Raw genomic sequence first — 19,872 nt, forward strand, 5'->3', positions numbered from 1 at the left:
CTATAAATCTTCCAACAATAAAAGATAAAGATTTTTAGTACTACTTCCGTATGTTAAGAAATCATCGGAGTTTTCCTCTGTAGCTTTAAAGTGTTTTAGGGTTGTAATATTGGCTGGAATAGATGGTCCGTATTTCTTCTTTATAGCCTTTAATCCTTCACCAATGGATTCAACTAACTGACTTGTAGTTGCGTATACAATAACGTTACTGGGAAGTTCATTTATTTTCTTTTCCAACAACTGATTCGAACATACTAGAATACTGCCGTTTTGGGCAATCAAATGTTCACAGGTGGTAAAAAATACTTCGCTTTCCTTTATTCTTTCCGTAAAGGAGAGATTCTCTTTTGAGAATTTTTTAACCAATTGCGGATTCATGGCAAAAAAAGGATGGTCTTCCCAACCATTTTCCTCCGTAATACTGTGAATGGCTTTAATTACCTCTTGGTCTGATATGCAATAGATAAATTTGCCCCCGTTCTTTTTGAAGTGTATGGTGAATTTTTCATCTACAGGGAGCGACAAATCCGGCATGTGTTCACCACGTGTTTCCGCAGTTTCCTTGGAAATTTTCTTTTTTCCTCCACCAAATAATATATCTAAAAGCCCCATTTAAATGATTAATCTACCAATCCAACTTTTTTAAAAGCCGAAAGAATTACATAATTAACTATTTTCAGCTATTTTTTCGTCTTCTTCAGCATCTTTTTTGGACTTAGCCGCTTCTTGTTTTTTCTTTTCCTCTTCTAAAATATCCTTGTCAAAAGACCTTTTTCCAAATATTTTTTCCAAATCTTCCTTAAAGATAACCTCTTTTTCCAATAGCCTTTGGGCTAGTGTAGTAAGTTTATCCTTATTTTCTGTTAGAACTTTAATGGCCCTCTGATATTGCTCTTCAATGATTTTTGAAATTTCCTGGTCTATTTTTTTGGCAGTATCCTCACTGTAAGGTTTGGAGAAGCCATAAGAGTCCTGCCCTGAGGAATCGTAATATGTTAGGTTTCCTATAGTATCATTTAACCCATATATGGTTACCATAGCCTTAGCTTGTTTTGTAACCTTTTCCAAATCGCTCAAGGCACCTGTGGAAATTTTATCAAAAATTACTTTTTCGGCAGCCCTACCACCCATTGTGGCGCACATTTCATCCAACATTTGATCTGGCCTTACAATAAGTCTTTCTTCTGGTAAATACCAGGCAGCACCAAGTGATTGTCCCCTTGGTACAATAGTTACCTTAACCAAAGGAGCAGCATGTTCCAACATCCAACTAACGGTTGCATGGCCAGCTTCGTGATATGCAATAGTTTCTTTTTCCCCTGGAGTAATTATTTTATTTTTCTTTTCTAGACCACCAACAATCCTATCAACGGCATCTAGAAAATCCTGTTTATTTACTGCTTTTTGTTCCTTTCTTGCTGCAATCAATGCGGCTTCGTTACATACATTGGCAATGTCTGCACCAGAGAAGCCCGGCGTCTGTCTTGCCAAGAAATCAAGGTCTAAGGTTTCCGCAGTTTTAATAGGTCTTAGGTGCACCTCAAAAATCTCTTTTCGTTCCCTAATATCCGGCAAATCAACATAAATTTGCCTATCAAATCTTCCTGCACGCATTAATGCCTTGTCGAGCACATCTGCACGGTTAGTGGCCGCCAATACAATTACATTTGTATTCGTTCCAAAACCGTCCATTTCCGTTAATAGTTGGTTTAGGGTGTTTTCCCTTTCATCATTCGAACCGGTAAAATTGTTCTTACCTCTCGCTCTACCAATGGCATCAATCTCATCAATAAAAATGATAGCCGGAGATTTATCCTTGGCTTGCTTAAACAAATCTCTAACTCTGGAGGCACCAACACCTACAAACATTTCTACGAAATCTGAACCTGAAAGTGAAAAGAAAGGAACTTTTGCCTCACCGGCCACAGCCTTGGCCAAAAGTGTTTTACCTGTTCCTGGGGGCCCTACCAACAATGCTCCTTTAGGAATTTTACCTCCTAAGGATGTGTATTTATCCGGATTTCTTAAAAATTCAACGATTTCCTCGACTTCTTCCTTGGCTCCTTCCAAACCTGCTACATCTTTGAAAGAGGTTCTTGTATCCGTTTTTTCATCAAAAAGCTTTGCCTTGGATTTGCCAATATTGAAGATTTGGCCGCCTGCACCGCCTCCGCCTCCGCCGGACATCCTTCGCATAAGATATATCCAAATACCAATAATTAGGACAAAGGGCAATAAGGAAAGCAAAAAGTCCAATATAGCCGTTGACTCTTTTCCGAATTCTATAATGGTATCCAGGTTGTTCTCCTTTTTTATTTCTGTAATTTCATTTTGAAAGATTTGAAGATCTCCATAATCCAAGGTATACTGGGGTACGTTACCGGAAGTGGGTAAAAAGGACTTTTCAGCTACATCCTTATGGACTTCCTTTTTCATGGCCTCATCAGTAAGAAATACCTTGGCCTGATTGGTATTGGTGATGATCAAAATTTTCTTAACATCTCCGTTTCTTAAATATTCCTGTAATTCAGATGTAGTCGTTTTTTTGGTACTTGCCAAATCATCACTACTAAACAACTGAAAGCCAATAAGCAATACTGCTACCAATCCATATATCCACCAAGAACTGAATTTTGGTTTTTTGGGACTCGTACTATTCTCTTTTGCCATTATTTATTTTTAATTATTAACGCTGCTTTCTATGGTGGTAAACTTTGCGTCCCCCCAAAGACCTTCAATATCGTAAAATTCCCTGATGTGCTTTTGGAAAACATGGACGACTATATTCACATAGTCCATTAAAACCCATTCGGCATTTTCTGTACCTTCTACATGCCAAGGTTTGTCCTTGCTGGCCTTACTTACTGTTTTTTGAATCGAACTTACGATTGCATTTACATGCGTATTGGAAGTACCATTACATATTATAAAATAGTCGCAAACGGTATTTTCAATCTCCCTTAGGTCAAGTAAATTTATGTTGTGTCCTTTTACTTCTTCTATTCCCTGTAAAATCAATGCAATTAACTCATCTGCACTAGTTTTCCTTTTCTGCATTCAAAAGTTTTAATTTCTACAAAGTTATTGTTTTTTTGCTCTTTTAAGCCTAGTTTTTAACAATTGATTAAAGATTGGCCCAAAGCATCCATACATGGAGATAATCAAACTTGATGCCACCGAGTCCACCAATAGCTATTTAAAGGAATTGGTGAAAAGGAATACGGTCCAGGATTTCGCCGTAGTGGTAGCCAAAACCCAGACAAAGGGTAGGGGCCAGATGGATAGTTCATGGCAAACGGAACCGGGTAAGAATCTAACATTCAGTGTTTTAAAAGAGATGTCTGGATTTACTTTGGATAAACACTTTATCTTGAATATGTCCGTTGCATTGGCGGTTTATAATTCCTTGAAAAGTCTTCAGGTTCCAAGAATTAAGATAAAATGGCCAAACGACATTATGTCAGGTTCATTTAAGATTTGCGGAATATTAATTGAAAACATTATTTCTGGAACGGATTTGAAGTCCGCAATAATAGGTATAGGGCTAAACGTAAACCAAATACATTTTCCGGGTAATCCGAAGGCATCTTCCCTAAAAAACAAGACACAGAAAGATTTTGATTTGGATGAGCTATTACATGCGCTATTGCAAAATTTAAAGTCTGGTTTAAGCAATCTCGAAATTGGTAGTACGCATGAGATTTATAAGGAATATCAATCTAATTTGTTTAGAAGAGGTGTCGCCAGTACGTTCCAAAATATGAACGGTTCAACGTTCAGTGGAATAATTCTGGGCGTTAGTAAAGAAGGTATGTTATTGGTGCAACTTGAGAATGACACCCTACAACAATTTGATATTAAGGAAATAAAGCTATTGTTTTAAATTTTTCCTAGGTTGTTGGAAAGGGTATTCATAAAATTGGTGATGGGCGATTTTATCATCATGGCCATCATGGCATTGAATTCTCCAGAAAAAAGAAGGGCTACTTCGCATTTATTTTCTTGAAGCCCGGTTATATCTGCAGTTAATGTAAACGGAAGTTTATCGCTGGCCGCACCTAACACTAATTTGGAATAGGGAAATTGTTCTTTTTTTTCAAGCACAATTTCTGGCATCCCCTTTAGGGAGAATAAAAATCTATTTTCATTCAAAACCTCGAACTTATCTATATTTTCTGGCATTAACTGCTCAAAATTGGACAAATCGTTCAAAAAATCAAATGTGTTTTCTGCGCTTTTGGCGACTACTGTTTTGGGTGTTTCTATAAACATATTCTATTGTTGTAACCATTTAGAAGGGTTCTTTCGCCAATCCATTAAGGTATTGAGCTGCTCTTCCTGTATATAATTGGTTTCCGATGCCTGTTCAATTAGATGATCATAATCGCTCAAGGTATGAAGTTCAACGTTTTTCTCCTTGAAATTGACACTGGCAGTTTCAAATCCATAAGTAAAAATAGCCAACATTCCCTTTATATTTGCCTGTTGCGCCTTAAGGGCTTCCACTGCATTCAGGCTGCTTTTACCGGTGCTTATCAAGTCTTCTATAACCACAACGGTTTGGTGTGGTACCAGATATCCTTCAATCTGATTTTGCCTACCATGTGATTTTGGTTCCGGTCTTACATAAACAAAAGGTAATCCAAGGGCATCCGCTACCAACGCTCCCATGCCAATGGCACCAGTGGCTACTCCGGCAATTACGTCAGGCATGCCATAAATGGATTCCACTTGTTTTGCCATTTCGTGCTTAATATAGTTTCTAATGGAGGGATAGGAAAGTAATATTCTGTTGTCGCAATAAATAGGAGATTTCCAACCTGAGGCCCATGTAAAAGGATTTTCGGGTTTCAATTTAATTGCATTAATTTGTAGCAAAAGCTCAGCTGTTTTTTTAGCCGTGTTTATGTTTAAAACCATGTAGCAAATGTATAAAGTTTTTGTTAATGAACTGCCCCTGATTTTAACAAATAAACTCTCCGAAACAGCCGAGGGCGAGTATTTCCTTTTGAATCAAGAATCTATCAATAATGCCATTAAGGCCTTAAAAAAGAAAAAGCTTGCAGAGGCCTATATTTATCATCCCAATTCTGAGGAAATCTTAAAGAAATTTACCCAAGAAATTCCATTGGTCGTAGCGGCAGGAGGGGTGGTCACAAACCCAAAAGGGAAAGTACTTTTTATTTACCGAAACGAAAAATGGGATTTGCCCAAGGGAAAATTGGATAAGGGAGAGTCCATAGAGGATTGTGCCATTAGGGAAGTCATGGAGGAAACCGGTGTAAAGGGTCTAAGAATTGAAAATTTTCTGAGAACAACGTACCATATTTTCAAGAATAGCGGAACCATTACCTTAAAACAAGTACATTGGTATGCCATGAAGACCGATTATTCTGGAAAACTCAAGCCTGAGAAAAAAGAAGGTATCGTTAAGGTGAAATGGAAAGGGCCAAAGAAGATTCAAAAGGCCTTACAGAACTCTTATGTGAACATTAAAATTTTGTTCGAAGGAGATTGAGATTATTCAGTTTTCCGGATTTTAATTTTCGAAAACCCTGTAAACGGGATATTGATTATGTGCTTTTTCATAAAGTTCGGATTTTTTAAATATCCAATCTAGTTGTTCATACCAATTTTCTGAAAATGCTTTTTCCTTTTCCTTCTTTGCTTCAAATTCTTGTTTTAAAACTGAATCATTTTGGAGTATTTTAAGGGCTGTGTCCTCAAAAACGTATGGGGAAAAACCCTCTTTCTGTTGCAAAATGGGGTCAAAAAAATTCCAGTTGAAAAATGAATCTACGGCTGAGGGCTCAAGGGTTTCCAATATATACCTAATACCGTTTTGATGAGTGGGCACTATAATGTCACCGGTCTTTAACAAGACATTTTCCTTGTTCGATAACACTTTGGTATTATAATGCAAATAATGACCTTCATATGGTCTGTTTAAGGTCTCAAAACTTTCAATCTTGTAGGACTCAACATGTTTGACGGTATCCGTTTCAATAAGGTCAAACTTGATTCCATTCAGATTTAGCAAATCTACTATCCCTTTCCACTCTTTCTTTATGATATATGCTTCGGGAATTTTAATGGAGTCCATTGCTTGATAATAATCGTAATACATGACTTCTTTTATCGTGGGCTTTTCCCTATTGTATTTTAATCGTTCAAAACCTGTTACTTCGCTTAAAATAGTATCAGCTTGAAATCCTTTAAATGTGATTTTGGAAACTTTAGAACTATCCACTGCCCACTTAATGGGGTAATATTCCTTTTCTAAAAAAGCTAATTTGGCTTTGTTTCTCAGCTCCTTGATATTCTTGCCATCCCTTTCGGTAAGAGCTATCATTTTTTTCATCAATTCATAGGTGCCATCTACTCTTTTCTTGTATGGTTTTAACATATGGGTTTCAACCATTATTCCAAGGGTATTCCAAAGCGTGGTATACCCTGTAGAGTATCTAGGGTGGTCCATAAACTGGGAAAAGCCAATTTCCGGAGGCTTGTTAAACACGTTTACATAGGGCGTAATATCCCAATTGTCATGAGCTAGGGAGTCTTCCAAGGCCGGCATAAATGTTTCATGGATATATGTACCCAAATCTCCGCCCAATTTGTTGTGTTGGGTAAATAGATGCGTCAAGGTATATTGATAGTCTGCGCCATTGCTCACATGGTTATCAACGAATACATCGGGTTTGATCAAATGAAAAATTTGGGCAAAGGTCCTGGCGTTTTTAGAATCCGTTTTTATAAAATCCCTGTTTAAATCGTAATTGAGTGCATTTCCACGAAAACCATAGGATTTTGGTCCGTTTTGGTTCGCCCGTGAAGTTGAATTTCTATTCAGGGAGCCACCAATATTGTAAATTGGTATGGTAACCACTACGGTGTTTTCTGGTGCTGGTATTTTTCCACTAGCCAAATCCCGATAGAGCAACATAGTGGCATCAATTCCGTCACTTTCACCCGGATGAATCCCGTTATTGATAAACAAGACAGTTTTTTCCTTATTTATTTTATTGAAATTAAAATCACCATCCACATTGTACGTCACTAAATGTAAAGGTAGACCACTATCCGTGGTTCCAATAGTTTGTGTATTTATTTCGGGAAACTCCTTTGCCAATTTCAAATAGAAATCGACCACCTCTTCGTATGTTGCGGTTTCGGTACCATTAGAGGTTTCAAAAGTGATTGGAAAATCCAGCTCAACATCTTCGGTCTTGCTTTCACAGGCAAGAAAGAACAAAGCTAAAAATGGGGGTATAAAAAACTTTTTCATAACAATAAACTTCATCAAGTATTTGATAATACGATGCGCTCATTGTAAAAGTAGTCAAAATCACCAAACGCCCAATTTAAGCGACCTTTGTAATTTCTGCTATTACATGTCTTTTTATGGGTTTGTTATTGAAGGTTATTACATGATGGGTTTTATCCTTAAAATACTCCCCTTTATTTTTGTCGAAAAGGTCAATGGATGAAGTAACAATATTAATGCGGACTCTTTGTTTAATGGGCAGTTTAAGAAACTCTTCCAAGAATTGCCATCCATCCATAATAGGCATGTTTATATCCAAAAATATGATTTCTGGAATGTCTTCGTTCCCCATAAATTTTTTATTGATGGAATCAAATGCAATTTTACCATTCTGGTAAGCCTCTATAGTTTCACATTCCACAACGGTATTTAACATTTTTTTTATACCGAAAACCGTTATTGGATCATCATCTATAATTCCAATGAATTTAATTTTTTTCATTAAAAAAAACCTTAAACGTAGTACCACATCCTACCTTGCTTTCAACTTCAATTTTTCCTCCCATGGACTCAATTTGATTTTTTGTGATGTAGAGGCCCATTCCCCTTGCATTTTCATGCGAATGAAAGGTTTTGTACATTCCAAATAGTTTGTTCCCGTATTTTTTCAAGTCTATTCCTAAACCATTATCAGTTATAGTCAATACCGAATAATTTTCTTCTTTCAATAGATGCAAGGAGATTTTAGGTTTTCTTTTAGGGTGTTTATATTTGATTCCATTGGTAATAAAGTTTATCAAGATACTTTCTAAATATTGGGGTATTACCTTTATGGTTTGAGTATTTACTATTTTGTTTTCTATCTCGGCATTGTTTTCGATTATGAAATCTTTCAAATTTTCTTCTACTATTTTTACCTTGTCGTAAAGATTGACTTCTTTTTTCTCTATGTTGATGTTGGTATTTATGGCCAAAACCTGATTTAGGTTTTCAATAGTTTCTAATAAATTTCCTGATGAACTATTGAGCATATCCATTATTTTCGCTTTCTCCTTTTCGTCCTCCTCATATTGTAAGAAGTCTAATAACATTGAAAAATTTGCCGTATGCGAGCGGAGGTTATGGGAAACTATATGTGCAAAATTGATGAGTTTTTTATTTTGTAATGAGGTGACATCGATTAAGTTCCGTAGTTCTTTCTCCTTTTGTTTCATGTTGGTAATATCCAAACTGATACCTACAAGTCCGTTTGCCATTCCTTTTTCATCCAACAAAGGTATTTTAGAAGTTAGAAAAGTAGTTTGTATTCCTCTTTTATTGGTACTAATCACTTCTTCGCCTAGTATAGGTTCTAGACTGCTCATAACCTTTATGTCCTGTTCCGTAAATTTCTTGGCGGTTTCATAATCATAAATATCAAAATTATCCTTGCCTAAAAGCTCTGCTTCGTTTTTAGCACCTAGATAGAGGCATTCTGCTCTGTTAACCAAAATCTTTTTGGAATGGATATCCTTGACATATACATTCAATGGCAAGTTATCAACCAATGTTCTTAAAAGTTTTTCGTTTTTTTTGGTTTCCACGTTGGCAAGAACCTGCTCATCAATATCTTGAAAGGTCCCAGTAAAACCAATGAGTTTTCTTTTCTCATAAAGGGGTTTACCTGCTGCAAAAACCCATTTTTCCTTTCCCGTAGCCGTTATGATCTGTAGTTTAATACCCCATGGGGTTCCTTTTTCCTGAGCTTCATATATGGCCATGGAAATAGCATTTCTACTATAACCTTCTTTATAAAATCCTATACTGGTATCCAATTTGGGAACATAGTCCGGACTTACTTCGTGAATGGCCTTGGTAATGTCGCACCATGTTATTTCATCGTTTAAAATGTTGTATTCCCATCTACCAGTTTTAGATATTTCTGATTGATGCTTTAACTGTACCTTGGTTTTTTCAAGTTCAAGTTCTTTTTCAAGGGATTCGGTTACATCGTTTATCTGAATGATAGCGCCAATAATATTCTCCTCTTCGTTGTACCAACATGTGTTGGACCATTCATACCACTTTTCATTTAGATGTGAATCCTTGTATTTTTGAACCCCCATTGGGTTTGCTTTGCCTTCGAAACATTCTTTAAGAACGGTTTGCCATTTTATGCTCAAATCCGGAAATATTTCGAAAAGACTACGTCCAAGAATGGCACCGCTATTTTCGCCAAATGTAAAAAGCCATTTGTCCGAAGCATGGATAATCTTGAATTCACGATCAATAAAGACTGTAAGCGTGGGCAATTGCTTTATTAAATATGATGTGGATTGAATATGGGGGTTAATCAACATATATATGTAATTTCCTACAATAATATCGGATAAATAAGTAAGTAATCAAAATTTGTTGTGAACAGGTCTTATTTTGTTGTATTTTCTTACATTGATACCATAAATCTTGATAGATTTGTTCAGTATTACGGGAATTTTGGATGCGCCTGGAATTCTTATTTAAGATGAAACCCTTACAGATTCGGGGACCAGTCCAGTGTAATCTCCACCGTTTCTGATAACGTCCCTAACTATGGAAGAACTTATGTAGGATTTCCCTGATGATGTGAGAAGGAATACGGTTTCTATTTCGGAAAGTTTACGATTGGTATGTGCGATAGCCTTTTCAAATTCAAAATCAGCTGGATTCCTTAGACCTCTCAATATGTAATTTGCATTTACTTTTTTGCAAAAGTCTACCGTTAAACCTTCATATGTCAAGACCTTGATCTTAGGTTCACTGATAAATGACTTTTTAATGAAAGACATCCGTTCATCAAGGGTAAACATATATTTTTTTTCGGCATTCTTCCCGATAGCAATAACAAGTTCGTCAAAAAGGGTTATACCACGCATGATAATGTCATGATGGCCCAGAGTAAGTGGATCAAAGGAACCGGGAAAAATAGCACGCCTCATATAATTGAAATAATCGTATCAGCTAAAAATACTCAATTTATCACAGAACTTCGTTAATGGCATTTTCAAATAGTTCAGGGAGGCTTATTCCGGCTTGGGCGGCTTGCTTTGGCAATATACTTTCAGTGGTAAGCCCTGGAGTGGTGTTTACCTCCAATAAAAAGGGCTCATCTCCCATAAAAATAAATTCACTTCTTGAAAAGCCTTTCATTTTAAGCACTTCATAAATTTTTTTCGCCAAACGGCTCACGTTTTCTTCTTGCGTTTTTGTTATTCTCGCCGGAGTAATTTCTTGAGACTTACCCTCATATTTTGCTTCGTAATCGAAAAAATCATTTTCTGATACAATTTCGGTTATGGGTAGAACTTTTGTTTTTCCCTTATAGGTAATGACACCAACGGAAACTTCCGTTCCGTCCAAAAATCCTTCGATAATGATTTCATCATCTTCTTGATAAGCCAATTCGATAGCCTTATGCAAATCTTCTTGTTTGTATACTTTAGAAATTCCGTAGCTACTTCCGGATTTGTTCGCCTTAACAAAACATGGAAGCTTAACTGTACTTATAATATCTTCTTCATTAATTAGATCTCCCTTATTTAGATAATATGAGGGTGCGGATTTAATTCCATAAGGTTTTAATACGCTCAATAGATCCCTTTTATTGTATGTAAGTGCTGCCTGGTAAAAGTCGCAGGAAGTTTGGGGAATATTTAGTAACTCAAAATAGGCTTGTAAAAGCCCATTTTCACCGGGTGATCCATGAATGGCGTTGAATACACAATCAAATTTAATCGTATTACCATCTTTTTTTACGGTAAAATCATGTTTGTTAACGGCAACTTCAATGTTATTTTCATCGACATACACCCATTTATTCTTATAAATATGAATAGGAAAACAGTTGAATTTTTCCTTGTCCAAATAATCGTTAACAACTTTTCCACTTTTCAAGGATACCTTATACTCGCTGGAATAGCCCCCCATAATGATAGCAATATTTTTTTTCATGAATTAAGTTAGAGGTTTATGCTACAAATATGGATTATTCCCGTTAAAGAAAAAAGAATTGAATTCTATATAGCACTTTATTCCTAATATATTTTACCAATTTTCAATCACGATTTTGTACAAGGGCATTTATTATATTTGTACCAATCAAAAAATCAAATGAGAAATTTTTTCAGGTTTTTAAAGAGCAAGACTTTACTGATTCAATTAGGACTAGCCTTAGGTATTTTGGTGATACTGCTTTTCTTGGTGTTTAGATGGTTGAACATTACTACCAATCATGGTGAATTTGTAGAAGTTCCAGATTTTTCAAAGCTTTCCGTTATGGATATGCGAAAAAAGGTGGAGAGCGCAGGTTTGAGATATGAAGTAGTGGATTCCGCTAATTATAATCCGGAGTATCCTAGATTTTCCATTATTGAACAAAACCCCTCTGCAGGTACCAAGGTAAAGAACAATAGAAAAATTTATTTTACGGTCAATCCTTCTGGATATAAGAAAGTGACCGTTCCCAATATTATACAGGTTACAAAGCGAAATGCATCGTCCATGCTAAAAGCAGTGGGATTGGACGTGCAGAGGGTAACCTATATAGATCAATTGGGAAAGGATATGGTCTATTACATAAAGCATAAGGGGAAGGACATTAAACCAGGTGACAAACTTCCCAAAACCTCAAAAATTGAATTGATCTGTGGTAATGGAAATGTTTCCGGAAGTACCACCCAGACCGATTCTGAATAATGATGACCTCAATAACTAGTTTGGAACAAGAAGATAGCGACGATCTTTTTGAGCATTACAGATTTGTGGCCTCCAAAGGACAAGATCCTTTAAGGGTGGATAAATTTTTAATGAACTTCATAGAAAATGCCACCCGGAACAAAATTCAACAGGCCGCAAAGGATGGGCACGTTTGGGTCAATGAAGCTATTGTAAAATCCAATTATAAGGTAAAGGCCGGGGATGAAATCAAAGTCCTTTTTGAACATCCGCCGCATGAACATCTATTAGTACCTGAAAATATTCCCCTAGATATTGTTTATGAGGACGATGTCCTTTTGGTGGTAAATAAACCAGCGGGAATGGTTGTCCATCCCGGCCATGGAAATTATTCGGGAACCCTGATAAACGCCTTGATATATCATTTTGAAAATTTACCTGCCAATAGCAATGAACGGCCAGGCTTAGTTCATAGAATTGACAAGGATACATCCGGACTACTGGTCATTGCAAAGACCGAAGCCGCTATGACACATTTGGCAAAACAGTTTTTTGATAAGACTTCTGAGCGGGAATATATTGCAATGGTTTGGGGAAATGTTGATGATGATGAAGGTACTGTAATCGGCAACATCGGAAGAAATCCTAAGAACCGACTGCAAATGCATGTATTTCCAGATGGAGAAGATGGTAAGGAGGCTGTTACACATTATAAGGTTCTGGAACGCCTTGGTTACGTAACCTTGGTATCCTGTAAATTGGAGACAGGTAGAACCCATCAAATACGGGTTCATATGAAATATATTGGCCATACTCTTTTCAACGACGAACGCTATGGTGGGGACAAAATATTGAAAGGTACCACTTTCACTAAGTACAAGCAATTTGTTGAGAATGCGTTTAAGGTACTCCCTAGACAGGCCCTACATGCGAAAACCTTGGGCTTTATACATCCGGTAACAGGGAAGCATATGAAATTCGATTCGGACATACCCATTGATATGGGTACGTGCATCGATAAATGGAGAAATTATGCCCAAAATAGCATATAGATAGTATTGATAGAACTATCAAAACTCTCTTATGTCAACCATTTTACAAGGTGCAAAAAAACTATATTTTTGGTTTCTTTAGAAAAGTAAAAGGAGCATTGTAAAAGAAAATTAAAACGTATGAAAATTGTAGTATCCCCTGCAAAATCACTGGATTTTGAAAGTAAATTGCCAACGGACAAATTTTCCCAACCAAAATTTTTGGAAGAAGCACAAAAGCTGAACAAAATTTTAGCTAAGAAAAAGCCCAAAGCCCTTTCAGAACTCATGTCCATTTCAGATAATTTAGCACAATTGAACTGGGAGCGTAATCAAAGTTTTAAAACTCCCTTTACCATGGAGAATGCAAGACCTGCCGTGTATGCATTCAATGGTGATGTATATCAAGGCTTGGATGCATATTCGATTCCAGAAGAAAAGCTAAACATCCTACAAGATAGCTTGCGTATCCTATCCGGATTATATGGAATTCTTAAACCCCTGGATTTAATACAGCCTTACCGCTTGGAAATGGGCACTTCCTTAAAAGTAGGTAGGAAAAAGAACCTATATGAATTCTGGAAAAAGGTATTGACTGACGAGTTAAATAACGAGCTCGTAGAAGGAGAATTATTCGTCAATCTGGCCAGTAACGAATATTTTAACGCTATTGACCAAAAGACACTGAAAGTACCTGTCATTACGCCAATATTTAAAGATTGGAAAAATGACAAATTAAAGGTCATAAGCTTTTTTGCTAAAAAAGCTAGGGGCTCCATGGTGCGATATATTTTGGATTCGGGTGCAAGGTCTTTGGAGGACATCAAAGGTTTCGACCTAGATGATTATGAGTTTAGTAAAGAACATACCTTAAAAGAAAACGAACCTGTCTTTATTCGATAAAATATATTGCCCTTCCCTTCGTTTTACTGGTATAGCTAATCCTTATATTAAGACATGAGAAGGTTTCTGTTGGTATGCGTGGTTTTTTTAGGTGTTATTCTTTCTTGTACGGACCGCGATGATAATGTGGATTCCGTAAATATTCGTATAAAGAACCAAACGGATTTTAACTTTAACGAAGTCCGGATTGTTGAAAAGGATACGGTTTATGAAAATATTTCGGCGGGAGGACTTTCAGAATATTATGAATTTTTGAGTGCGGCCGAGGAAATGGGGCTAACTATTGTTACAGATTCCACAACTCTTACCTATACTCCAAACCCTTTAGCTATAGATTCTCTACCCATTGGCTTTTATACCTATGAATTGGGCATTGATGAGGAAAATCAGGTCGAATTTAATTTCAGGATAGATTATTGATTTATTTCCTTTTGCCAATTTTTATTTTCTCCTCTACAGATGGCTTTCTTTTAATTTTTTTAGGTCTTCTAGCTCCATAGGAATTATTAGCTATTTTTCCCCTTTTTGTTTTTTTGTCACCTTTACCCATAGTTGCAGTAGTTTATACCCATAAAGTTAGTAAATTGCTAGTTAAATCCCTATCAGGGCAACATTCTATCAAAATTTCCCGTAATCCGGTATCGGCTTGTTCAAGCACACACATCCATATAAACCTTTTCTTTTTAAGGAAGCTACCAAACTTATAGTTGGAACCTTGCCGCCACCTAGGTTTACAACGGGGGACCTCAAGGAAGGGGATGTGGATTTTTGTTATGGCAGTCGGGATGGGCAATTATGGCCTATTTTGAATGAAATTTTCAATTTGGGACTTGTTTTTGAAACCTCGGATAAAGCCGTTCAACAGCGAAAGGACTTCTTGATTCGTCAAAAAATTGGTATTTGTGATATTGTAGCATCGGCGGAACGCAGCAAGGTGGATGCTTCTGACCTTGGCATGGAAAATATTGAATTGCGTAATCTTCTATATTATTTGGAACTCTTTCCAAAGATAGAGACACTTTTATTTACAGGGGGAAACAGTAAAAATGGTCCTGAATACTTCTTTAGGAAACACTTAAAGGAATATGGACTTGGTCTACGCCTTGTTTCGGATAGGATACCAAGAATCCATGATTTTATCCACCCAAAAACAAAAAGAAAAATTCAAACCGTCTCCTTGATTGCTCCTTCGGGGGCTGCCAACAGAGCCGTTGGAAGTTTAGCGGAATACAAGCAGATGAAGGAAAAAAAACCGGATTTTAATACCTTGGATTATAGGGTAATGCAATACCGCAGGTTCTTCATATAGATTTTTTGGGTATAACCAAAACTAAAAAGAGCCTTGCTATTTGGCAAGACTCTTTTACGAGAACACTATATGAAAATGAAAAAATTATTTACTCGATTACAGGGTAAAACTAAGCCGGTTTTTTGGTTTTATTCAATTATTGTTGTCAAAACTGTTGTTTTTGTGGTAAAGGAAATCTATTTTGTTATTTAAGCTTATTCATGCTTTTCATTCTTAAAGAATATCGACCTTTATAGGTGAATAAATGAAGCAGGAGGAACATTTATAAATTGAAAATTAAATTAATGTATGCAGCAGTCAGAAAGATTAGAGGAGTTTAAAAAATCCGTCGAAAATAAATTCAATGTTTACAATAGTCTTTTTCTTAATCTACCGTACAGTAATGTTGAAAACGTCGGTATGTTGATTCCTCTTTTAATGGATCAATCGGAAAAAGGTCTACATCAGGGACTAAATCCAAGGGAAATATTGGATATGTTCTTTGAAAAGTTCGTGAATGCGTCCTCCGAAAAGGACAAGATAGATTTCATGTTCCGTGTGGTTCAATATGTGGAGCGACAAGTGGTACTTTATGATAGTGTTGAAGACGCCGCGTTCCCCAAATTGCATAGACATTCCAGTTCTCTTTCTTTAAGGGATTATTTTCAATTGGTAGAAAGAAACGGGTTATGGGATCAGATTGGGGACAAACTGGATAATTTTAGTGCAAGAATTGTGTTGACCGCGCACCCAACCCAATTCTACACACCTGCGGTTCTTGATATTATTACCAATCTTAGAACCCTAATTCTTGAAGATCGGATTGATGAAATAGATGTGGCCCTACAGCAATTGGGACTCACTTCATTGATCAATGCCAAGAAACCTACCCCATTGGATGAGGCCAAGAACATTATCTATACCCTAAGAAATGTGTACTATGATGCCATAGGTGATCTGTACTCTTATATAAAGGGAAGTACAGGGTCAAAGAAGTTTGAGAATCATGATATCGTTAAACTGGGCTTTTGGCCCGGTGGGGATAGAGATGGAAACCCTTTTGTAACTGCAGACATAACAAGGGATGTAATGAACGAGCTTCGTTTAACGTTGATGAAATGCTATTACAACGATTTAAAGAAACTACAGCAAAAACTAACGTTCAGGGCAGTTCAGGAGCCTCTTAATGAATTGAGAGGAAATTTATACAATGCGATGTTCGATAGTACCAAGGACGTTGGATATGATGATATTATCAAGCCATTGCTCTCGATACGGGAAGCTTTGGTCGGCAAATACAATAGTCTGTACCTAAAGGATTTGGATAAGTTTATTGATAAGGTTAAAATATTTAAGACCCACTTCGCGACCATTGATATCCGTCAGGATCATAGCATGCATACTAAGGTAATGACAGAGGTATTGAAACAAAAAGGCTTTATTAAGGAGGATTTGAAAGAGCTGTCGGAGGACGAACTTATCAGAATTCTGATTCATGAAAAATTAGAACTTTCTCCAAACGATTTTTCAGAAGATATCGTTAAGGACACTATTGCGAACATTTCTCAATTACAGACGATTCAGGAGAAAAATGGTGAGGAGGGTTGTAACCGATATATCATCAGTAATTCCGAAGATATTTACAGTATTCTATTTGTATATGCCTTGTTTAGATGGTGCGGTTGGGCCGATAAGAAAATCACTTTTGACATAGTTCCGTTATTCGAGACTATGGACGGAATGGACAATTCCGAAGCTACCATGCAACAGTTGTTCAATATGAAGGAGTACAGGGAACATGTCCTCCAGCGGGGCAATAAACAAACTATTATGCTTGGTTTCTCCGATGGTACCAAGGATGGTGGTTATCTTAAGGCCAACTGGTCTATTCTAAAGACTAAAGAATCGCTTTCAGGTGTTTGTGAAAACAATGGAATCAATGCTATTTTCTTTGATGGTAGGGGAGGACCACCAGCAAGGGGTGGAGGAAAAACCCACCGATTCTACGCTGCGCAGACCAGTAAGGTGGCCAACAATGAAATACAATTGACCATACAGGGGCAGACTATAACGAGTACCTACGGAACCAAAGAGCAATTTATTTATAACAGCGAGCAATTGTTGACCGCAGGTCTTTCCAATTCCATCTTAGGAAAGGAAATAACAATCTCTGAAGAGTCCAGAACACTTATTGAGGAACTTTCGGAATTAAGTTTTTCGAAATATGATGCCCTAAAACATCATGAAAAATTTATGCCCTACTTGGAGAACATGAGTACCCTTAAATATTATACCAAAGCAAATATTGGCAGTAGGCCCGGTAAAAGGGGGAATAAGGCAAAATTGGAGCTCTCAGATTTAAGGGCTATCTCGTTCGTAGGTTCGTGGAGCCAATTAAAACAGAACGTACCAGGATATTTTGGTATTGGTACAGCTCTAAAAAAGTTGGAGGATGAAGGCCGTTTTGAGGAAGCAAAAAAACTGTATGATGAGGTGCCCTTTTTTCAAGCCTTGATGATGAACAGTATGATGAGTCTTTCCAAATGTTATTTTGAATTGACCAGCTATATGAAAGAGGATGATGAATATGGTACTTTTTGGGAGATATTGCTTCAGGAATTCGAGCTTTCCAAGAAAATGCTACTTAAATTATCCGGTATGGAAGTATTGATGGAAAAAGAGGCCATTTCTAGGGAGTCCATTAAAATTCGAGAGGATATTGTTTTGCCCTTATTGGTAATACAGCAGTATGCACTGCAGAAAATTAGTCAGGGTACCCAACATCAAGATCTGTATGAGAAAATTGTGACCCGATCTCTTTATGGTAATATTAATGCTAGTAGGAATTCAGCCTAGTAGCGAGAATTAACTGGAAATTAAAAAAGCCCGGCTCACTGAGCCGGGCTTTTTTATTATGGTTATTCAGACAATTATTTTTTGTTCTGTTGGTCTTTTATTGTCTTTTCATTAATATCGAATTTGTTCGTATCAATTTTGGTATTACCAGTAGGATTTGTAGGATTTTCCTGTTCCTGTTTTCTTTTAAACTTTTTTTTATCTTTTATAATTCCCATTATGTTTCTTTTTTTATTCATCCTTAAGATAAGAAACAGCAAGGGCAAACTCAGTTAAGGTGGCATTAAACCTTTGTTAGTGGATGTTAAAACCAGACTTAATTTGAGAGAGGAGTACTTAAAATGCTATAGAAGGCTTGGATTCCATAGGCGATTTGCCCAATTTTCAAATTTTCATTGGGGCTATGTTGGTTATTGTCCGGATTGACTAATGGAACCAAAAAAGCAGGAATTTTAAGTTCATTCACGAAAGGTGAAATAGGAACGGTACCTCCCATGATCCGTATTTGCACTACGTCTTCATGAAATTCGTCTTTTAAGGTGTTCACAATAAAATTTCCGTAAGGATTGTCCAAGTCCGTTCTAAAGGCATCCGTTACAGAACCTTCGGTAACCATAATGATTTTTTCATGTTCTAATCGTTCTTGTTTTGTTGGAATGGTGTCCGTAATATAAAAACCTTGATTTTTGATATGCTCCTTTACCAAATTTTTAAGCTGGTTGCCATCAGATTCTGGAACCAATCTAAGGTCCATTTCAGCAGTTGCGGTTGCAGGTACTATGGTCCTTGCCTCTTCACCGACCCAACCTGAACCCAATCCCCTTAGATTCAAACTTGGGTATTGCAGTGACTCTTGATAAAAATCACCTACCTTATCAGCCGATTTAAATTGGAGCCTTTCCTTGATTTCAGTATCATCATCGGGGACGCTTTTTAAGATGTTTTCCGTAGCTTCATCCAAAACAATACCATCATAATATCCTGGAATGATTACACGGCCATCTTTATCTTTAAAAGTTGCCAGTAGTTGGGACAATATAAATCCAGGGTTGGGAGCAAAATTTCCGTAATGACCACTATGCTGAGGTTTTATTGGACCAAAAGTGGTCAAGGACAAGGTTGTAATTCCGCGGCAACCGTAAGCCACCGTAGGTAAGCCGGAGGGGTGTATGGGACCGTCGCTTATGATTAAAAAATCAGCTTCTAAAAGCTCCCTGTACGTTTTTACCGCTTGGGGCAAGGGTGCGCTACTTTTTTCTTCCTCACTGTCCAAGATTACCTTTATGTTAAAGGGAAGTTCAGCATCGTCAGCCTTTAATAAATCAATAGTGTTAAGAAACATAACAATGGGGCCCTTATCATCAGAAGTTGACCTACCAAACAATCTCCAATCATAATTAATATCCTTGTTCAACTCGGCAAAAGATTCTTCCTTCCATTCCCCGTTTTGTTCGGATTTTAAGGTAAGCAGATACGGGTCTTTTTGATTCCATTGGGAACGGTCTACGGATTGTCCATCAAAATGCATATAAAAAAGAATGGTCGGTTTGTTGTCGTCCATCGGTAATGATGCAAAGAATAGCGGAAGCCCATCGGTTTCCAAAATACTTGTGTTAAAACCACGCTGACTAAACTTGTTTCGGAGCCATAAAATATTATCGTCAATATCATCAGGATTTAGCGCATCGTTAGGAATGGCAACGAACTCCTTAAGTTCATCTATGGTTTTACGTACCTGTGATTTAATAGCCGAGGAATCTTGACCAGTTGACTTAAAAATGGATGTTATAAAAATAAGAAGGAATAGTATCTTTTTCATGATTTATTGACTCAAT

At 36.9% G+C, this 19,872-nt stretch carries 21 protein-coding genes; 8 read left to right on the plus strand and 13 right to left on the minus strand.

The window, feature by feature from the left end; genetic code table 11:
- The 3 genes from CJ263_RS14120 to rsfS are packed head-to-tail and all read right to left on the minus strand — an operon-like array spanning position 1 to position 3,057.
- The gene (locus CJ263_RS14120; protein ID WP_094997870.1) at positions 1-612 is read right to left on the minus strand and encodes an LUD domain-containing protein; all 612 of its coding nucleotides are present in this window, start codon (positions 610-612) and stop codon (positions 1-3) included.
- A 54-nt stretch (positions 613-666) separates the two neighbouring features.
- A complete protein-coding gene (gene ftsH / locus CJ263_RS14125) occupies positions 667-2,670 on the minus strand; it encodes an ATP-dependent zinc metalloprotease FtsH (protein ID WP_094997871.1) in 2,004 nt (667 codons plus the stop codon).
- A gap of 9 nt (positions 2,671-2,679) precedes the next feature.
- Positions 2,680-3,057 (minus strand): ribosome silencing factor, encoded by a 378-nt coding sequence (gene rsfS, locus CJ263_RS14130; RefSeq protein ID WP_094997872.1) that lies wholly within the window; start codon positions 3,055-3,057, stop codon positions 2,680-2,682.
- Between the two features lie 94 nt (positions 3,058-3,151).
- Here rsfS and CJ263_RS14135 point away from each other — a divergent pair, with 94 nt between their 5' ends.
- Positions 3,152-3,883 (plus strand): biotin--[acetyl-CoA-carboxylase] ligase, encoded by a 732-nt coding sequence (locus CJ263_RS14135; RefSeq protein WP_094997873.1) that lies wholly within the window; start codon positions 3,152-3,154, stop codon positions 3,881-3,883.
- On the opposite strand, the gene CJ263_RS14140 is transcribed toward CJ263_RS14135, so the two are convergent.
- A complete protein-coding gene (locus CJ263_RS14140; RefSeq protein WP_094997874.1) occupies positions 3,880-4,272 on the minus strand; it encodes an orotate phosphoribosyltransferase in 393 nt (130 codons plus the stop codon). The two genes, CJ263_RS14135 and CJ263_RS14140, sit on opposite strands and share 4 nt — an antisense overlap.
- A gap of 3 nt (positions 4,273-4,275) precedes the next feature.
- Entirely contained in the window at positions 4,276-4,920 is a 645-nt protein-coding gene (gene pyrE, locus CJ263_RS14145) for an orotate phosphoribosyltransferase (protein WP_094997875.1), read from the minus strand.
- Between the two features lie 7 nt (positions 4,921-4,927).
- Here pyrE and CJ263_RS14150 point away from each other — a divergent pair, with 7 nt between their 5' ends.
- Complete coding sequence (locus CJ263_RS14150) at positions 4,928-5,518, plus strand: NUDIX hydrolase (RefSeq protein WP_094997876.1); 591 nt, start codon at positions 4,928-4,930, stop codon at positions 5,516-5,518.
- Positions 5,519-5,539: 21 nt separating this feature from the next.
- Here the strand turns inward: CJ263_RS14150 and CJ263_RS14155 are convergent, their stop codons facing one another.
- The 5 genes from CJ263_RS14155 to CJ263_RS14175 all read right to left on the minus strand — a co-directional run bounded on the left by CJ263_RS14155 (position 5,540) and on the right by CJ263_RS14175 (position 11,236).
- Entirely contained in the window at positions 5,540-7,288 is a 1,749-nt protein-coding gene (locus tag CJ263_RS14155) for a M14 family metallopeptidase (protein ID WP_094999260.1), read from the minus strand.
- Between the two features lie 76 nt (positions 7,289-7,364).
- On the minus strand, positions 7,365-7,769 hold the full coding sequence (locus CJ263_RS14160; protein ID WP_094997877.1) for a response regulator: 405 nt from the start codon (positions 7,767-7,769) through the stop codon (positions 7,365-7,367).
- On the minus strand, positions 7,756-9,606 hold the full coding sequence (locus CJ263_RS14165) for a PAS domain-containing sensor histidine kinase (protein WP_094997878.1): 1,851 nt from the start codon (positions 9,604-9,606) through the stop codon (positions 7,756-7,758). Before CJ263_RS14165 ends, CJ263_RS14160 begins: the two co-directional genes overlap by 14 nt.
- A 159-nt stretch (positions 9,607-9,765) precedes the next feature.
- Entirely contained in the window at positions 9,766-10,224 is a 459-nt protein-coding gene (gene coaD, locus CJ263_RS14170) for a pantetheine-phosphate adenylyltransferase (RefSeq protein ID WP_094997879.1), read from the minus strand.
- Positions 10,225-10,264: 40 nt separating this feature from the next.
- On the minus strand, positions 10,265-11,236 hold the full coding sequence (locus CJ263_RS14175; protein WP_094997880.1) for a D-alanine--D-alanine ligase: 972 nt from the start codon (positions 11,234-11,236) through the stop codon (positions 10,265-10,267).
- A 159-nt stretch (positions 11,237-11,395) separates the two neighbouring features.
- Here CJ263_RS14175 and CJ263_RS14180 point away from each other — a divergent pair, with 159 nt between their 5' ends.
- The 4 genes from CJ263_RS14180 to CJ263_RS14195 all read left to right on the plus strand — a co-directional run bounded on the left by CJ263_RS14180 (position 11,396) and on the right by CJ263_RS14195 (position 14,313).
- Positions 11,396-11,980: a PASTA domain-containing protein gene (locus tag CJ263_RS14180; RefSeq protein WP_094997881.1), complete on the plus strand. Its 585-nt coding sequence runs from the start codon at positions 11,396-11,398 to the stop codon at positions 11,978-11,980.
- 2 nt (positions 11,981-11,982) lie between these two features.
- Positions 11,983-13,011, plus strand: a complete 1,029-nt coding sequence (locus tag CJ263_RS14185; protein WP_094999261.1) for an RluA family pseudouridine synthase — start codon at positions 11,983-11,985, stop codon at positions 13,009-13,011.
- 120 nt (positions 13,012-13,131) lie between these two features.
- Positions 13,132-13,893, plus strand: coding sequence for a peroxide stress protein YaaA (gene yaaA / locus CJ263_RS14190; protein ID WP_094997882.1), 762 nt, complete (start codon positions 13,132-13,134; stop codon positions 13,891-13,893).
- Positions 13,894-13,947: 54 nt separating this feature from the next.
- Positions 13,948-14,313: a hypothetical protein gene (locus CJ263_RS14195; protein WP_094997883.1), complete on the plus strand. Its 366-nt coding sequence runs from the start codon at positions 13,948-13,950 to the stop codon at positions 14,311-14,313.
- Between the two features lies 1 nt (position 14,314).
- On the opposite strand, the gene CJ263_RS14200 is transcribed toward CJ263_RS14195, so the two are convergent.
- A complete protein-coding gene (locus CJ263_RS14200; RefSeq protein ID WP_094997884.1) occupies positions 14,315-14,443 on the minus strand; it encodes a 30S ribosomal protein THX in 129 nt (42 codons plus the stop codon).
- A gap of 96 nt (positions 14,444-14,539) precedes the next feature.
- Here CJ263_RS14200 and CJ263_RS14205 point away from each other — a divergent pair, with 96 nt between their 5' ends.
- Positions 14,540-15,202 (plus strand): uracil-DNA glycosylase family protein, encoded by a 663-nt coding sequence (locus tag CJ263_RS14205; RefSeq protein WP_094997885.1) that lies wholly within the window; start codon positions 14,540-14,542, stop codon positions 15,200-15,202.
- Between the two features lie 288 nt (positions 15,203-15,490).
- Complete coding sequence (locus CJ263_RS14210; RefSeq protein WP_094997886.1) at positions 15,491-18,037, plus strand: phosphoenolpyruvate carboxylase; 2,547 nt, start codon at positions 15,491-15,493, stop codon at positions 18,035-18,037.
- 74 nt (positions 18,038-18,111) lie between these two features.
- Here CJ263_RS14210 and CJ263_RS21140 read toward each other — a convergent pair whose 3' ends face one another.
- Together CJ263_RS21140 and CJ263_RS14215 are read right to left on the minus strand one after the other, a co-directional pair.
- Positions 18,112-18,255, minus strand: coding sequence for a hypothetical protein (locus CJ263_RS21140; RefSeq protein ID WP_188669454.1), 144 nt, complete (start codon positions 18,253-18,255; stop codon positions 18,112-18,114).
- 98 nt (positions 18,256-18,353) lie between these two features.
- Positions 18,354-19,856 (minus strand): M20/M25/M40 family metallo-hydrolase, encoded by a 1,503-nt coding sequence (locus CJ263_RS14215; protein ID WP_094997887.1) that lies wholly within the window; start codon positions 19,854-19,856, stop codon positions 18,354-18,356.
- Positions 19,857-19,872 lie beyond the last annotated feature (16 nt).

This window comes from Maribacter cobaltidurans, from assembly GCF_002269385.1.
Lineage (GTDB): Bacteria > Bacteroidota > Bacteroidia > Flavobacteriales > Flavobacteriaceae > Maribacter > Maribacter cobaltidurans.

Bases quoted from the DNA above. Each gene is read 5' to 3' on its own strand.
- CJ263_RS14120 (WP_094997870.1), bottom strand. From the start codon at position 612: ATGGGGCTTTTAGATATATTATTTGGTGGAGGAAAAAAGAAAATTTCC.
- ftsH (WP_094997871.1), bottom strand. From the start codon at position 2,670: ATGGCAAAAGAGAATAGTACGAGTCCCAAAAAACCAAAATTCAGTTCT.
- rsfS (WP_094997872.1), bottom strand. From the start codon at position 3,057: ATGCAGAAAAGGAAAACTAGTGCAGATGAGTTAATTGCATTGATTTTA.
- CJ263_RS14135 (WP_094997873.1), top strand. From the start codon at position 3,152: ATGGAGATAATCAAACTTGATGCCACCGAGTCCACCAATAGCTATTTA.
- CJ263_RS14140 (WP_094997874.1), bottom strand. From the start codon at position 4,272: ATGTTTATAGAAACACCCAAAACAGTAGTCGCCAAAAGCGCAGAAAAC.
- pyrE (WP_094997875.1), bottom strand. From the start codon at position 4,920: ATGGTTTTAAACATAAACACGGCTAAAAAAACAGCTGAGCTTTTGCTA.
- CJ263_RS14150 (WP_094997876.1), top strand. From the start codon at position 4,928: ATGTATAAAGTTTTTGTTAATGAACTGCCCCTGATTTTAACAAATAAA.
- CJ263_RS14155 (WP_094999260.1), bottom strand. From the start codon at position 7,288: ATGAAAAAGTTTTTTATACCCCCATTTTTAGCTTTGTTCTTTCTTGCC.
- CJ263_RS14160 (WP_094997877.1), bottom strand. From the start codon at position 7,769: ATGAAAAAAATTAAATTCATTGGAATTATAGATGATGATCCAATAACG.
- CJ263_RS14165 (WP_094997878.1), bottom strand. From the start codon at position 9,606: ATGTTGATTAACCCCCATATTCAATCCACATCATATTTAATAAAGCAA.
- coaD (WP_094997879.1), bottom strand. From the start codon at position 10,224: ATGAGGCGTGCTATTTTTCCCGGTTCCTTTGATCCACTTACTCTGGGC.
- CJ263_RS14175 (WP_094997880.1), bottom strand. From the start codon at position 11,236: ATGAAAAAAAATATTGCTATCATTATGGGGGGCTATTCCAGCGAGTAT.
- CJ263_RS14180 (WP_094997881.1), top strand. From the start codon at position 11,396: ATGAGAAATTTTTTCAGGTTTTTAAAGAGCAAGACTTTACTGATTCAA.
- CJ263_RS14185 (WP_094999261.1), top strand. From the start codon at position 11,983: ATGACCTCAATAACTAGTTTGGAACAAGAAGATAGCGACGATCTTTTT.
- yaaA (WP_094997882.1), top strand. From the start codon at position 13,132: ATGAAAATTGTAGTATCCCCTGCAAAATCACTGGATTTTGAAAGTAAA.
- CJ263_RS14195 (WP_094997883.1), top strand. From the start codon at position 13,948: ATGAGAAGGTTTCTGTTGGTATGCGTGGTTTTTTTAGGTGTTATTCTT.
- CJ263_RS14200 (WP_094997884.1), bottom strand. From the start codon at position 14,443: ATGGGTAAAGGTGACAAAAAAACAAAAAGGGGAAAAATAGCTAATAAT.
- CJ263_RS14210 (WP_094997886.1), top strand. From the start codon at position 15,491: ATGCAGCAGTCAGAAAGATTAGAGGAGTTTAAAAAATCCGTCGAAAAT.
- CJ263_RS21140 (WP_188669454.1), bottom strand. From the start codon at position 18,255: ATGGGAATTATAAAAGATAAAAAAAAGTTTAAAAGAAAACAGGAACAG.
- CJ263_RS14215 (WP_094997887.1), bottom strand. From the start codon at position 19,856: ATGAAAAAGATACTATTCCTTCTTATTTTTATAACATCCATTTTTAAG.